Genomic DNA, 14,906 nt, shown 5'->3' with positions numbered 1-14,906 from the left:
GTGTAAAAAGATTACTGAATTTCAGAAGAATAGATTGATGCTACTGTTCACCAAGGTTAAGCTGATAATAATATAAACAGGAAGTCTTTTTGTCGTGATAACTAGAATGAACCCTAATAGTTTATCAATTAATCAGGAAGATACCCATAGTGTTACGTCTAACTCTAGCCAGATAAATGTGCAGATTGCACAAGAAGAGGTTTATAGCTTCTTCATGGAAATTGTCAAAAGTTTGTCGCCAGATGATATTTTACGAGAATTCAAAAGTTTATTTATAGACGGGCTTGATTCAGAAGATTCCGATTATATTCCCGGAATATATAGTGTTTTTTTAGATAATAATGAACAGGAATTATGTAATACACTAAAACGGTGTTGCTACATTATAGTTAATAATTGGAAAACCAATAGAAAAGATAAATATATTCAAGAATTAGTTAATTTATTTGTTAATGATAATCTCAAGATAAAGAAAAATAATGCCCCAATAGTAAAAACTTGTAAAACTTGGCTAGAGAATTTTGTCAAGAGCAAAGACTACCAAGAATTAAAATTATTTGCTGCTAAATATGATGAATCATCTAAAGGTCATTGGGTGAATCGATATAGTTCTTATTTATTAATCGATCAATCTGTTAATAAGAATAATCCTAGAGAGCAACAAGAGGCTGCTAGAAAGCTTTCTAAACAGATAAAAGAAAAATTTAAGTTTGAACTGGCAATGTATATTGCTCGTTCTCAATCTGCGGTTTCAAGTGCAGCACGCTATAAAAATCCTAGCATTTTAGGAGATCAGGCTCTACGTTTAATAAAAGCAATTATCTTAAAAAAAGGTGTTTTTAGTCATGAAAATATTGCCCATATATTTATCAAGCAAACTCAGAACCAAACTCTGGAAGAATTTAAAATAAATCTCGAAAAATATCTATTTCTTTGTGTAGGTAAACAAGAATCTGTCGAAACTTGGAAGCAGCAATTTATAGATACTTTATCAGTATGGAAGAAAGATTATAATCAGGAAACTGTCACTAAAGACTTGTTTTTGAGAACCTGTAATCGAGTAATTGATTCTTTGACAATAGAAAATGGTAAAGAAGCTTCATCATTATTTATCTTATTAATTACTCAAGGTCATGCTTTAACATTGGTAATTATACTTTTAAAAATTGTTCTAATATCTAAAAATTCTCGTCGTCATTTAGAAACCCGGATTGCTCATTTGATTCGTTTTTACGAACACTATCCTGAAGATGAATGTAAAGGTGTAATAAATTTTATGGAGATTTTTAATATCACGTTTGCGATCTATGCAGAAAACGTAGAGTATAACTTGATTAAGATGGATGAAGAAAAACAAAGCAGTAATCCGCAATTTAATCTGGATGGTTATCGTGTGTTTTCACAGATGAAGGTATATAGACACAAATAAGTTTTGCTTTCATGATTTAGCAAGACGTTCGTCTAAGCAAGCGAGGGCAGCGCCCGCAGTTTCAGCTAGAATACTAATGAGGCGATAGAGGGCGATCGCACTAAATACTAAGGCCGATGGAAAGTGATGTTGCAAAAGCTGATATGCAGTAGCTTCAAACACACCCAACCCCCCAGGCGCACCTGGAATTATAAACCCCAATAGCCAAGCGCAACTAAAAGCCCCTAACAACAAAGGAATTTGATTCACATTTAACGAACCCAGGGCGAATATAGTTAATATAAACCCAGTGGCGCGTAGTCCCATAAAACCCAATTCTCCTAACAAAGGGCGTACAGGGTAGCTTTTAAGACTGAAGGGAACAGTTGGTTCAGTTGTCGCAGCAGACTTTTTTGCTTTCAATTTGTACAAAAAGCGAATAACTGGGTTTAAAAACCGGGGATGAATCGCACCAAGAACTACAGCTAAACTCAGCAATTGCAGTATTTGGATAATAAGGCTAGTATTAGCTGCCGCAAATTGGCTACTGCATAAGACAATAATAATTAAAGCAGCCGCTAGCATGAGTAGCGGTTCCAGCAAAACGCTTAAAGTGGCTGCACCAGCAGAAATGTTAGCATTTTTGGCGGCGACAATTCGCCCATAATGATGCCAGATATTACCTGGCAAATACTTAGCAATATTCGTTTTTAGGTAAACTTGGATAAATTGGGGAGATGATATAGGTTGATTTAAATCTTGGAGAATCCAAGTCCAGATCCAGCCTGCCCAAGTATGTGCTAGTAAAGTTACCCCTGTAGCGATCGCTATAATTGCCCATCCTACCCCATCAATGTGGATAGCAGTAACTCCAATCCAATTATCCTTCAAGGCTTTGGCTAAAAAAAATAGCGTTCCACCCAAAATTATCCAGCGTAAAAATCGTTTCATGAATTTAGTAATTTAACGGTAGAGCAACAAAGTCTAAATACCTCAAGTTTTATGGCATATTAGATATCTATCCAAAGTTTTTGAAGTATCAAATTGGTTCATGTAGTTCTTTTACGACAACTATATTATTTATAATTTACGCACTATACAAAAGACTTATAATATGCATTAACGTAAATACGTCATTTCAGGTTTTTAATGGATGGTAAATAGACCTGCGTCGTAGGGGCAATTCATGAATTGCCCCTACGACGGATATGCTTTTCTCAATCATGTATACTTGGTCTTTCCTGTCAATGCGTAAGTCTTATTATTTTAAGTTATATCTTCCTGGAGTTAGATAAAGTTATTCCTTTTGTACTAATTCAAATGTGACTTGCGCTAGAGGTAAAACTTATTTTATTATTCGTAAGATTAGGTAAAGTTATTATTCTTTCTGAATGCTTAGGATACGAAAATAATTCCAAATGCTATCTTGGATGAAGTTTAACTTAGTCACAAAAATGCAAGGAGTGAGAACTATGAACAAAGCGATGAGTTGGCTGAAAAACATTCGTCCCTTGAAAGTTTTAACTGTTTTTTTAGTAGGAATATTTTTATTTACGGCACAAGCTTGTGGGGATACAGGAGTAGCAACACAGCCACCACAGCCAGGTTCCCAAGCACCTAACGTCAAGCAATACGATCCCACAAAAGATCATCCTCTATCTTCTCCCGCCGGTGGGATGAATAACTTTAGTGATGTAGATCCCAGAGCAAAAGATGAGAAGGCAGCAAATGACAGGGCTGATGCACTAGTAAAAAATGCTCAAAAAAATATTAAGCAAAAGGGAGTTGACAGCCGAGAGCAATATGTTCGGAATTTCCAACAAGGTACACCTGTTGGTGAAAGAGTGAAGAATCTGGGTGAAGATGTTGGCAGTTCTGCTGAAGAATTGCGTGAAGGTGTTGTTAAGGGGACTCAGCGTGGATTTGAAAATCTCAAAGAAAATACCCAGAATGCAACCAAAGATGTAACGAATGCAGCTAAAGATGTAACAAAAAATATTCAGCGTGGGGCTGAGGATGCTGGCAAAAATGTTCAGCGTACAGCAGAAGAGGCTGGCAAAAATATTCAACGTACAGCTGAAGATGCTGGCAATGCAGTGAAAAGAACAGTCAAAGACGTTGATTAAAATAAGTTTTTAATCTTCTGGGAAAAGATGAAAGTGGGTACATACTAAAATTTGACGCCACCAAAAAAAGTCTGCCTATGCAGGCTTTTTTGAGTTAAAAGGGCGTTTAGGGACTGGCAACAAATAAATTATCCAATATTTGTGGGGTAGGCAACATATAGAGCCTGTAGCCAAGAGCGGACAAAATGTCCACCCCACAAGAAGTAATTGAGTATTTTTTATTTGGAAGTCCCTTAGAAACCGCATCTAAACGAGGGTCTACGTCAATACTACTGCCAGATATAGAATACGCAAAAGCAACCTCAAACCAACTGCGTCCACAAGTTATAAAGTATGTGTAGATAAAACAGCAAGTATCTTGAGGGAAAAATCTGTATGACAAGCTACCAAGAAACTATAACTAGTAACGAATCTGTGAATGAGCTAATCGCCGAGACGACAAGCGTTAACCATCTGGAGGTAATTGAAAATGTCATTGACTCTTTAGAACAAGATGATAGTGCGATGGTTAGCCGTACTCCAGAGGGTGGTTATCTCTGGAAGTTTAAGTACGGAAGTGTGGAAGTATTTGTCCAACTCAACGGAATAACTGATGAAGACACCATAACAGTTTGGTCTGCGGTGCTAGATTTACCTGCTAAAGACGAACCTAAGTTGATGCGCTATCTGTTGGAGTTGAACTGCTCTAGCACTTTTGAAGCGCGTTTTGGTATTATTGAAAACCGGGTGGTTGTGATTTCAACACGCACCTTAGCGGAATTGTCTCCTGGCGAAGTGTCTCGGCTGATTACCATTGTGGCAACGATCGCAGATAACAACGATGAAGCCTTACAATCTGAATTTGGTGCAACTTGACTAATCGCTTCGCTTCAGTTATTGGTTATGAGTGCTGAGTTATCAGGTGATAAACTTTTTAACTCCTAACTCCCAATTCCTAACTATTGAATTCTAAAGTGTGGCGACTAATTCCTTTGTTAGAGGCGACTGGCAATGTGCAGATGGCGATTGACCGATGGTTACTAGAACAGCACCAGTCTGGAAAGCATCCGTCAACTCTGCGGTTTTATATTTGGTCGCCATCTGCCATTTCTCTTGGTTATCATCAACGCCAATACCCTGAATATTGGCAAAATTTAACTTGGCAAGGACAGAAACTAGATTTAGTGCGCCGTCCTACTGGTGGACGGGCGGTGTTACACCAAGGTGATTTAACTTACGCTGTAATCACATCTGGAATTACGGGTAATCGCCTCCAGGTGTACGAAAAAATTTGCGAGTTTTTGATTCAAGGCTGGCGATCGCTCGGTGTAGAATTACATTATGGTACAGAAGGGCGAGGTTACATCCACAACCCTAACTGTTTTGGTACAGCAACCAGTGCAGATTTAGTTTTGCCAGATGGTACTAAACTCATTGGTAGCGCTCAACTGCGACGTAGTGGGGCAATTTTGCAACATGGTTCAATCCGTTTGCAACCCGATGCTGAACTGTTTGCTCAAGTATTTGGTGCAGAATCTTTTACGACTATACAACTGCCTCAAAGTCTGAGTATAGAAAATATTATTGCAGCTTTAGTTGCCGCAGCCAGTGATTGTTTTGATGTGCAGATAGAGTTACAACCCCTCTCGCCCTCTGAGTGGGAAGAAATTTTGGCGCATCAACCCTGAATCTTCAGGGTAGAAGACTCTTTTAAATACCCTGCTGCGACACAATCATCAATCAATTTCAAAACAAACGGCCACAGTTCTGGCGCACCTGTCTCTACTGGCGCTACCCTTTTCATCACTTGGTCGCGTCTAATGCCATGAATGCGCCAAGTTCCGCCCTGATTTTGCTGATTATGCAGTAAGGGTTGTATACGGTCTAGGGCTGCGGCAAATTTAGCTGTGGGTGTTTCTCCTGTTTCAAACTCATCCCAGAGTAAACGCAACTCGCTACCTTTATCTGCTGGTAAAAGTCCGAATAAACGCAATGCTGCTTGTGCTTCTCGTTCTGCTTTACTGTCATTACCCTGCACATCGTAACAAAAGGTATCACCGGCATCAATTTCTACCAAATCGTGAATTAGTAGCATTTTGATAGCGTGGGATATACTAACATCCTCTGGGGCATATTCTGCTAATGCGATCGCCATTATAGCTAAATGCCAAGAATGCTCTGCACTATTTTCTCGGCGTGACCCATCAATAAGCAGGGTTTGGCGCATCACGTGTTTCAATCGATCAATTTCGATGATGAATTGAATTTGTTGAGTCAGTCGATTGCTTTGCACCTGAATTTCTAATTGAGGGTGAGGTTTACTGGATTTTAGATTGTAGGTGATTATCTCAATAATTCCAGGGTATCTGCAAGTACTCGTTTTTACATACCAATTAAAAAACGTCTGGGAGTGTTGCCGTGTTTCCACCCCAGACGTTCTTTATTTTTAACTTGCTCCTCACACAGCTAAATACTATCACTGCTTCAATCAAAAGGTGGTTGCAGTAAGTGACAGTTTTAAAACTGCACCAATAATCTAATTCTTATGCGGAAATTAAAAAATGCCTGGGAGTGTTGCCGTGTTTCCACCCCAGGCATTTTTTATTCTCAACTTGCTCCTCACACACAAATAAACACTATCACTACTTCTGTTAAATGGCAAGTATATTGAGTGACATTTTCAAAACTTTACAATCAATCCGATTTATGACAAATTAAAAAGCGCTTGGGAGTGTTGCCGTGTTTCCACCCCAGGCGCTTTTTATTTTTTAACTTGCTCCTCACACACGACTCTACGATATCACTCATCCAATCATAAAGAAAGTATATAGTGTGACACTTTGTAAACTGCACACCCAACAAGCAATGATTTAGTGTAAAAAGTGACGTACACCAGTTAAGACCATCAGTAAACCCAGTTCGTTAGCAGCAATGATAGAATCTTTATCGCGCAAACTTCCACCTGGTTGAACGATGGCTGTAATTCCTGCGGCTGCGGCTGTTTTGACTGAATCATCGAAGGGGAAGAATCCATCACTGGCGAGAATTGCACCTTTGGCTTTATCTCCAGCTTGTTCTAGGGCAATTTTAACTGAGCCGACACGGTTCATTTGACCAGCGCCTACTCCTAGTGTAGTGCGATCGCTTGTCACAACAATGGCATTCGATTTAACGTGTTTGCAAACTTTCCAAGCAAACAGCAATTCGGCTAATTCGTCGGGTGTGGGTTGACGTTCGGTAACAACTTGCCATTGACTAGTATCAGCAATGATGTCATCGCTAGCTTGGACAAGGAACCCACCTGCGATCGCTTTCACTGTATCCTTAGTTCCACTGCTCAAATCTGCTAGAGTTAAAACCCGCACATTGGATTTTTTACCAAGGATTTCTTGAGCTTCGGCATCACAACTTGGTGCAACCACACATTCTAAAAATGTTTTAGTTAATTCGCTGGCTGTAGCCGCATCAATCGGGCGGTTGAGTGCGACAATGCCACCAAAGGCAGAGGTAGAATCAGCATTGAAAGCTTTTTGGTATGCTTCTGCAATCGTGCTTCCCAGTGCCGTACCACAGGGATTTGTATGTTTGATAATCGTTGCTGCTGGGGTATCAGTAAATTCAGCAATAATTTGGCGTGCGGCTTCTAAATCAACTAAGTTATTGTAACTAAGTTCTTTGCCTTGCAATTTGCTAGCTGCTGCCCATCCTGTTGGGGTAGTACCAGCTTGATACCAAGTGGCGGGTTGATGGGGATTTTCGCCGTAACGCAGAGATTGTAATTGTGTACCGCTAAGGTTGTACTGCTGTGCTTCTGCAAGATAAGATGCGATCGCGCGATCGTAACTAGCAGTGTGCGAAAATCCTTTTAAAGCTGCCTTTTGCCGAAACTCTAGGGAAGCTACACCGTTATTTTGCCGCAATTCTTCCAAATACTCACCATACTGTGCTGGATCGCATAATACAGCGAGATGGGCGAAGTTTTTTGATGATGCCCTTAGCATAGCTGGGCCACCGATATCAATTTGTTCAACGGCTTCTAATAATGTTACCCCTGGTTTAGCGATCGTTTCCTCGAAAGGATATAGATTCACCACCACTAAATCAATCGGGCGAATTTGGTTATTTTCTAAATCTGTAATATCTTGGGGAACATCTCGCCGCGCCAAAATCCCGCCATGAATCCGGGGATGTAGGGTTTTGACTCGGCCACCTAAAATTTCTGGAGAACCTGTGTAATCAGCAACCTTGGTGACAGGGAGTCCCGCATCTTTGAGGGCTTGGGCTGTTCCCCCACTGCTGATTAAATCAAAGTCGAATTCTTCAACCAAACTACGGGCTAGATCAATTAAACCAGTTTTGTTAGATACACTCAGCAGGGCTAGACGCGCCATTGATCAATTCCTTAAAATGGGCTGGAAGCGAAGGATCTCAAGTTTTGCATAAGCCTTGGTTCACTTCAAGACCATTATGAGGAAATAAGAGTTCTATTGCTTGCTTCGGTAAAGGCTACCTGAAATTGTGAAATATATTTTTTATATATTTTTTATATAGAATATTACTCTGGTAAGGGTAAAAGAGTAAACTTAGGTGACTTTAGTCACACGATTCGCTTATATCTCAGGTCTAAAGACTCTGAGTTTTACGCTTATCGGGAATTTTATAAGAAGAAAAAATTTAGGAGTAAACCTCTGTCTTTACAAGCTATTACAGTTCCCCCTGAAACTTCTCAACCACCCGCAGGCTTAATCGTCACTTTGCATGGTTGGGGAGCTAATGCTGAGGATGTAGCATCTTTGTTACCCTTGCTCAACTTACCTGATTACCAGTTTATATTACCCAATGCACCTTATCCTTATCCCTATTCTCCTATTGGGAGGGCATGGTATGACCTGCGGGTAGAAAATATGTACGAAGGATTGCCAGAAAGTCGGCAACTACTAATAGATTTTTTGCAATCTTTAGAAAGTAGCACTGGCGTACCTTTATCGCGCACTATCTTAAGTGGATTTTCTCAAGGTGGGGCAATGACTTTAGATGTCGGCTCAAAATTGCCCCTAGCCGGTTTAGCTGTTATGAGTGGGTATTTACATCCTGATGCAGTAACGGCAGATCAAAAAGAGATTTCGCCAACTTTAATCAGCCACGGTAAATATGATGAAGTTGTCCCACTGCAAGCTGCTTTGAAGGCGCGAGAAACTTTAAAATCTCTAGGAGTGGCGCTAGAATACCACGAATTTGACATGGGGCATGAAATAAATCCACAAACGTTAGACGTGCTACGGAATTTCGTTGTAAATGTAATTGGCTAGTCAGAATTACGAATTTTTTATAAATTCTGGTATAAATGCTGAAAAATTTCACGAAATCTATGCCTTCTAATGAGTAATATATATAGGGTGGCTGCGTTCAGCGCAACTTAACCCATGCTGAAGGCAGTGCTGCATAAGGGAGGGGCTAGCATTATGACAACTCTAAGCATTTCTAGAAAAGAAATTGCTGCCATTACTGCGGCAGAAGTAGAAGAACTGGCTGCACGTCTGGATCTAGATAATTACAATAATGCTTTTGATGGTTTAAATGATTGGCATCTATTACGAGCGATCGCATTTCAGCGTCCAGAGTTAGTTGAACCCTATATCTACCTCTTAGACTTGGAACCTTACGATGAAGCTTAGTTGAGAGTTAGGAGAGACGCGATTAATCGCGTCTGTACAGGAGTTAGGAGTTGGAAATTAATATTATAGGACTTACTCCTAAATTACTACTTACTCCTAACTTTTTACTATGACTAATCGAAAGTTAAACAGGGTTCTAATAGGTGTAGGTGGCGGTATCGCCGCCTACAAAGTTTGTGAATTGGTTTCGATGCTGTTTAAAACTGGGGTGGAAGTCCGAGTAATCCTCACCCGTTCAGCGCAAGAATTTATTACACCTCTGACAATAGCCACCCTATCTCGTCATCCCGCCTACACAGATGATGATTTTTGGCAACCAACTCACTCTCGTCCGTTGCATATTGAGTTGGGTGAATGGGCAGATGTCATGGTAATTGCTCCCTTGACAGCTAATACATTAGCCAAGTTAGCCTACGGGATGGCTGATAATTTACTCACAAATACCATACTAGCTTCTACTTGTCCTGTGCTGCTAGCACCGGCAATGAATACGGATATGTGGGAACAGCTATCGGTGCAGCGAAATTGGCAACAGCTATTAATAGATAGCCGATATCATGGGATGAATACAGGATCGGGTTTATTAGCGTGCGATCGCATCGGTGCTGGTAGATTAGCAGAACCTCCAGAAATTTTAGCTTACATCCAATCGCTGTTACACACTCAAGGCAAACGAGATTTAATAGGTAAACAAGTCTTGATTAGTGCTGGGGGAACGCGAGAGTTTCTTGACCCAGTAAGGTTTATTGGCAATCCTTCTACTGGTAAAATGGGATTAGCTTTAGCGCAAGCCGCACTTCATCGAGGGGCAAATGTCACCCTAGTACATGGCCCAGCTAGTTGGGATGTACCATTAGGAGTGCAAGCAATTCCCGTCATTAGTGCCGAGGAAATGCAGCACGCCATGATGGAATGTTTACCCAGTGCTGATGTAATTGTCATGTCAGCAGCCGTGGCAGATGTGAAGCCAAAAAATTATAGTACAGAAAAATTGCCCAAGCGATCGCTCCCCCAAGCCTTACCCCTGGAACCAGTACCGGATATAGTCGCCCAATTAGCAAAACTTAAACAGCCACATCAAATATTAATTGGTTTTGCCGCACAAACTGGCGATATTGTCAAGCCTGCATTAGAAAAATTACAGAGCAAAAAACTAGATGCTATTGTTGCCAATCCTATAGACCAACCTAATAGTGGTTTTGGGAGTGATAATAATCAAGCGATATTTTTAGATAGTCAAGGAAATCAGGTAGAAATTGCACCTTGTTCTAAATTAGAAATGGCTCATCATTTATTTGATTTTGCGATCAATTAAAACTTTCATTCATACGTTGTTCTAAAATTTCTAATAATCCATCTACATCCTTACCAACTTGCTCAAAACAAATTGGTGGCGCTGGTTCCGGTACAAACTGAATTAACTTAATTTCACCCTTACCAATGCCAATCATCACAACTTCCACTTCCGGTTTATGATTTTCAACAATTCCCAAAATTTCCTGAAGTCGATTTTCAACTTTAATATTTAAATTCTCAATCTGCTCTTTCGGACAATAAACAAAATGGGGCGTTGGTTGCAAATCAATACCAACAGTACCCTGACTGTCACCATTCGCTAACCACAATCCCCAAAACAGCGCCGCCAATTCCTGCTGATTTGCTTTTACAAATTTATCCAACTGGCTACGCCACTTGTTATCACCCGATTCTGGTTGATTATTGCCAAAAAACATAAATAATTCGTAATGACGCTCTAGGACTCGCTAACGCTACGCTAGCGTAATTCGTAATTGAGACAGAAAGAAGACGCAAAAATTCTCTTAAACCTGATTGTACACGCCAGAGACTACTATAAATACCGGATTTTTCCAGCTAATTATTTATGGGTTGCCGATTCTACTAATTTCCCATGTTCTACGACATAAATGCAATCAGCATTGCGGACGGTGGAAAGACGATAAGCGATCGCAGCTGAATTACCACTTCTGTATCATTATCTACATAATTTTGCTTTTTTCGGAGATATTTATATTGAAGGAGCTTTTGCCTGCACCCTCTTTGAAGCAACTGGTATATGCTTAATTGCCCGCATATCATAGTGTGCATCAACAAATTTTGTATAAGAGTTGAAACTGAATATGCCAATTTCTAATATCGTCGAAGAACCACAGTTTATGCGCCTGAATCGCTGGTTTAGTGGACTGCGCGGCGATTTGACAGGAGGACTAACAGCAGCAGTAGTGGCATTGCCCTTAGCTTTAGCCTTCGCGGTAGCAAGTGGTGTAGAACCAAAAGCGGGACTATATACCGCTATTGTGGCGGGAATTGTCGCGGCAATTTTTGGTGGTTCCCCAGTACAGATTACAGGGCCGACAGGAGCAATGGCTGTAGTTTTAGTGGGAATTGTCGCCAAATACGGACTTGAGAAAGTTTGGATTGCTGGGGTGATGGCTGGGATTATCCAAATTGCCTTGGGGGTTGCCAAACTTGGACAGCTAGTAAAGTTTATCCCCTATCCAGTGACGGCAGGCTTTACCAATGGTATTGCCGTAATTATATTTTGTGGTCAATTAAATAATTTCCTTGGTTTACAAATACCACGTAGCGAACACTTTTTACCAGGGCTTTGGCAAAGTTTAACTCATGTAGAAGCTCTAAATTGGGATGCTGTTGGGTTGGCAATGGTGGTGATGGCAGCCAATATTTTATGGCCCAAGATTAATACAACAATACCGGGTTCTTTGGTGGGGTTGGTGTTGGCAACAGGGATAGCAACTTATTTCCATCTGGATGTACCGACAATTGGCAGCATTCCGCAATCTTTACCGATGCCCCAAGGTATTCCCCACTGGAATGATTTTAGTGTGATTCGAGAACTGATTAATCCGGCTTTGGCTTTGGCGGCACTGGGAAGTATTGAATCGTTACTGTCGGCAGTTGTGGCTGATGGGATGACAGTGAGCGAAAAACACAATAGCGATCGCGAATTAATTGGTCAAGGATTAGCAAATATTATTGTCCCATTTTTTGGTGGTATTCCGGCAACAGGTGCGATCGCTCGGACTGCTGTTAATGTCCGTTCTGGAGGCAAAACCCGACTATCTGGGGTAATTCACGGCGTTGCTTTAGCCATTATTGTTTTAACCTTGGCACCTTTAGCAGCAAAGATTCCTTTAGCAGCACTTGCTGGCATTCTGATGGTGGTTAGCCTGCGGATGATTGAGTGGGAAGCCATTGGTTTATTGATGCGTGCTACCTATTCTGACTTTGCGGTGATGATTCTCACCTGGCTAGTGACAATCTTATTTGATTTAGTTCTCGCTGTAGAAGTGGGATTGATTGCAGCTGGAGCATTATTCATCAAACGAATGAGTGATTTAAGCCTAGTTAAAATACCTGAAACCGAAGTATTTCCCCCCGGTATTCCTCTGGAATTAGGTAAAGAAATTGCGGTTTATCGGGTAGACGGCCCCGTATTTTTTGGTGCTGCTGAACGGTTTGCTACCTTCCTCCGCGATGAACCGGAAGTGAAATATTTAATTCTCCGGTTACGCTTTGTGCCAAATATGGACACAACTGGGTTAGTAGCTTTAGAGGATATTTACCACGACTTGGAACGACATAATTGCCGCTTAATTCTCACAGGTTTACAACCCGAAGTCCAACAACTACTAGAACGCACAGGATTATTAAAAACAATTGGGTTGTCAAATTGTTTTGAAACAACGACAGATGCGATTTGTTCTATTTCTCCTCAAATTCGAGAATGTTCTCAACCTATAGCGGCTGACTTGAAAACAAAAGAATTGATGGAATTAAACGACTGATCATATTTTGCCGTTCACAGAGCAAAATACAGCAGTTTTCTTTTGTATTTTGCGTTTACATGAATTGCCCCTACCGGAAAATCAAGGTTTGGGGTATTTTTTTGCGTAAGTCCTGTCTCTGATTCAGATTTTTGTAACAAGTCTATTGACTTCAGACAAGTATATTGAGAAACTAATAGTTAGCTTAACTAATTAATATAAGTGCATCAAAATTGTGACAATACTGACAGGAAAAATAAATCAGTCAGAACCATCTAGCGAGCCAAAACCCTTGATTTTGGAAACTCAGGGACTCACGCGCCGTTTTGGGAAGTTAACGGCAGTTAATAACCTGAGCATATCTGTGGAACAGGGTGAAATATTTGGACTACTTGGCCCCAATGGAGCAGGGAAAAGTACAGTTATTAAGATGTTGACAACTTTGCTACCTTTGAGTGCAGGGAAAGCAACTCTAGCTGGCTATGATGTGACTCGTCAACCCAATTTTGTAAGACGGGCTATCGGTTATGTACCGCAAGCATTATCTGCGGATGGTAGCCTCACGGGTTACGAAAACCTTTTAATCTTCGCCAAGCTGTACGGAATACCAGCCAAAGGACGCGATCGCCGCATTTATGAGATTTTAGAATACATGGGTTTGCAAGATGCGGCGAAGCGCCTGGTACGAAACTACTCTGGTGGAATGATCCGCAAGCTAGAAATTGGTATATCAGTTCTGCATCAACCCCAAATTTTGTTTCTCGATGAGCCGACTGTCGGACTAGATCCCATTGCCCGAACTCAAGTATGGCAACTTGTGCTACAACTTTGTGCTGATTACGGCACAACGATATTTTTAACAACCCACTTTTTAGAAGAAGCAGATAGCTTATGTAACCGAGTGGCGATTATGCAGCAAGGTGAAGTCGTAATTACAGGCGCACCGAAGGACTTAAAAGCTTCTTTAAATCGACCAAACGCAACCTTGGATGATGTCTTTATTCACTATACAGGCGACCAGTTAACATCAGGAGTGAACTACCGTGACACAGCAACAACCAGACGTACTGCTCAACGGTTGGGTTAAAGCACCACCCACAGTCCGAGTAAATTTGATCTCTGCAATCAAAGAGCTAGTTACAAAAACTTTAGCGATCGCTGAATTAGAAATCCGTAAACTCCGTCACGATCCCACTGATTTAGTAGTTCGGGCTGTGCAACCAGCCTTATGGCTGCTAATTTTTGGGCAAGTTTTCGCCCGAACTCGCGCGATTCCTACAGGGAACTTACCCTATTTGGACTTTATTTCTGCGGGTATTTTGGCTCAGAGTATTTTGTTTGTGGCCATTTTTAGTGGCGGGATGACACTAATTTGGGAGCGAGATTTAGGGATTGTCCATAAATTTTTAGCGAGTCCTACGCCTCGCGTGGCGATGGTGTTGGGCAAAGCCTTGGCGTGTGGGGTGCGGTGCTTATCTCAAGTAGTATTCATTTATGGATTGACATTTTTATTAGGTGTCAAACTAAATCTTCATCCCCTAGCTATTTTCCAAGTATTGCTGCTAGTCATACTGGGGGCGGGTTCCTTTTGCATTTTTTCATTAATCATTGGCTGTTTGGTCAAAAGCCGAGAAAGGATGACGGGTATTGGACAATTGTTAACCATGCCGTTATTTTTTGCTAGCAATGCCATCTATCCCATCTCGTTAATGCCCAGTTGGTTAAAGTTCATTTCCCATTTAAATCCGTTGACTTATTTGGTTGACGGCTTACGTAGCACCATGCTGTTGAATGGCATTAGCATCTATGGCTTTGGTCTGGATTGTACAATTCTCTTATTCACATTAATCATTTTGGCCATCCTTGGTGGAAAAGTTTATCCACGGGTGGCCATGTAACTAGGAGAACAACA

At 40.9% G+C, this 14,906-nt stretch carries 14 protein-coding genes; 10 read left to right on the top strand and 4 right to left on the bottom strand.

Annotated features, from left to right (window positions below):
• The first annotated feature begins 106 nt into the window (after nt 1-106).
• Entirely contained in the window at nt 107-1,429 is a 1,323-nt protein-coding gene (locus V7K98_RS21620; protein ID WP_335025513.1) for a hypothetical protein, read from the top strand.
• Between the two features lie 9 nt (nt 1,430-1,438).
• Here the strand turns inward: V7K98_RS21620 and V7K98_RS21615 are convergent, their stop codons facing one another.
• The gene (locus V7K98_RS21615; RefSeq protein WP_335025511.1) at nt 1,439-2,359 is read right to left on the bottom strand and encodes a lysylphosphatidylglycerol synthase domain-containing protein; all 921 of its coding nucleotides are present in this window, start codon (nt 2,357-2,359) and stop codon (nt 1,439-1,441) included.
• A gap of 521 nt (nt 2,360-2,880) precedes the next feature.
• Between V7K98_RS21615 and V7K98_RS21610 the strand changes: the two genes are divergently transcribed.
• The 3 genes from V7K98_RS21610 to V7K98_RS21600 all read left to right on the top strand — a co-directional run bounded on the left by V7K98_RS21610 (nt 2,881) and on the right by V7K98_RS21600 (nt 5,201).
• Entirely contained in the window at nt 2,881-3,534 is a 654-nt protein-coding gene (locus V7K98_RS21610) for a hypothetical protein (RefSeq protein ID WP_335025509.1), read from the top strand.
• A gap of 375 nt (nt 3,535-3,909) precedes the next feature.
• On the top strand, nt 3,910-4,389 hold the full coding sequence (locus V7K98_RS21605; protein WP_335025506.1) for a YbjN domain-containing protein: 480 nt from the start codon (nt 3,910-3,912) through the stop codon (nt 4,387-4,389).
• Between the two features lie 143 nt (nt 4,390-4,532).
• Nucleotides 4,533-5,201 carry a lipoate--protein ligase family protein gene (locus V7K98_RS21600; protein WP_335025560.1) on the top strand — a complete coding sequence of 223 codons (669 nt, stop codon included), beginning with the start codon at nt 4,533-4,535 and terminating at the stop codon, nt 5,199-5,201.
• On the opposite strand, the gene V7K98_RS21595 is transcribed toward V7K98_RS21600, so the two are convergent.
• On the bottom strand, nt 5,192-5,806 hold the full coding sequence (locus V7K98_RS21595) for an HD domain-containing protein (protein WP_335025504.1): 615 nt from the start codon (nt 5,804-5,806) through the stop codon (nt 5,192-5,194). The genes V7K98_RS21600 and V7K98_RS21595 overlap by 10 nt on opposite strands.
• Nucleotides 5,807-6,383: 577 nt before the next feature.
• On the bottom strand, nt 6,384-7,904 hold the full coding sequence (gene purH / locus V7K98_RS21590; protein WP_335025502.1) for a bifunctional phosphoribosylaminoimidazolecarboxamide formyltransferase/IMP cyclohydrolase: 1,521 nt from the start codon (nt 7,902-7,904) through the stop codon (nt 6,384-6,386).
• Between the two features lie 312 nt (nt 7,905-8,216).
• Between purH and V7K98_RS21585 the strand changes: the two genes are divergently transcribed.
• From V7K98_RS21585 to coaBC, 3 genes are all read left to right on the top strand, one after another.
• On the top strand, nt 8,217-8,822 hold the full coding sequence (locus V7K98_RS21585; protein ID WP_442940432.1) for an alpha/beta hydrolase: 606 nt from the start codon (nt 8,217-8,219) through the stop codon (nt 8,820-8,822).
• 153 nt (nt 8,823-8,975) lie between these two features.
• A complete protein-coding gene (isiD, locus tag V7K98_RS21580) occupies nt 8,976-9,188 on the top strand; it encodes a protein IsiD (RefSeq protein ID WP_334858968.1) in 213 nt (70 codons plus the stop codon).
• Between the two features lie 109 nt (nt 9,189-9,297).
• Nucleotides 9,298-10,503, top strand: a complete 1,206-nt coding sequence (gene coaBC, locus V7K98_RS21575) for a bifunctional phosphopantothenoylcysteine decarboxylase/phosphopantothenate--cysteine ligase CoaBC (RefSeq protein WP_335025500.1) — start codon at nt 9,298-9,300, stop codon at nt 10,501-10,503.
• Here coaBC and ccmS read toward each other — a convergent pair.
• Nucleotides 10,496-10,921 (bottom strand): beta-carboxysome assembly chaperone CcmS, encoded by a 426-nt coding sequence (ccmS, locus tag V7K98_RS21570; RefSeq protein ID WP_335025498.1) that lies wholly within the window; start codon nt 10,919-10,921, stop codon nt 10,496-10,498. The two genes, coaBC and ccmS, sit on opposite strands and share 8 nt — an antisense overlap.
• A gap of 405 nt (nt 10,922-11,326) precedes the next feature.
• On the opposite strand from ccmS, the gene V7K98_RS21565 reads away from it, so the two are divergent.
• The 3 genes from V7K98_RS21565 to V7K98_RS21555 all read left to right on the top strand — a co-directional run bounded on the left by V7K98_RS21565 (nt 11,327) and on the right by V7K98_RS21555 (nt 14,892).
• Nucleotides 11,327-13,015: a SulP family inorganic anion transporter gene (locus V7K98_RS21565; RefSeq protein ID WP_335025496.1), complete on the top strand. Its 1,689-nt coding sequence runs from the start codon at nt 11,327-11,329 to the stop codon at nt 13,013-13,015.
• A 214-nt stretch (nt 13,016-13,229) separates the two neighbouring features.
• On the top strand, nt 13,230-14,081 hold the full coding sequence (locus V7K98_RS21560) for an ABC transporter ATP-binding protein (RefSeq protein ID WP_335025494.1): 852 nt from the start codon (nt 13,230-13,232) through the stop codon (nt 14,079-14,081).
• A complete protein-coding gene (locus V7K98_RS21555) occupies nt 14,038-14,892 on the top strand; it encodes an ABC transporter permease (protein ID WP_335025492.1) in 855 nt (284 codons plus the stop codon). Before V7K98_RS21560 ends, V7K98_RS21555 begins: the two co-directional genes overlap by 44 nt.
• Nucleotides 14,893-14,906: the final 14 nt, after the last annotated feature.

Origin of the sequence: Nostoc sp. (assembly GCF_036917435.1) — a bacterium.
Classification (GTDB): Bacteria; Cyanobacteriota; Cyanobacteriia; order Cyanobacteriales; family Nostocaceae; genus Nostoc.
This window is presented reverse-complemented; position numbering and strand designations above follow the sequence as displayed.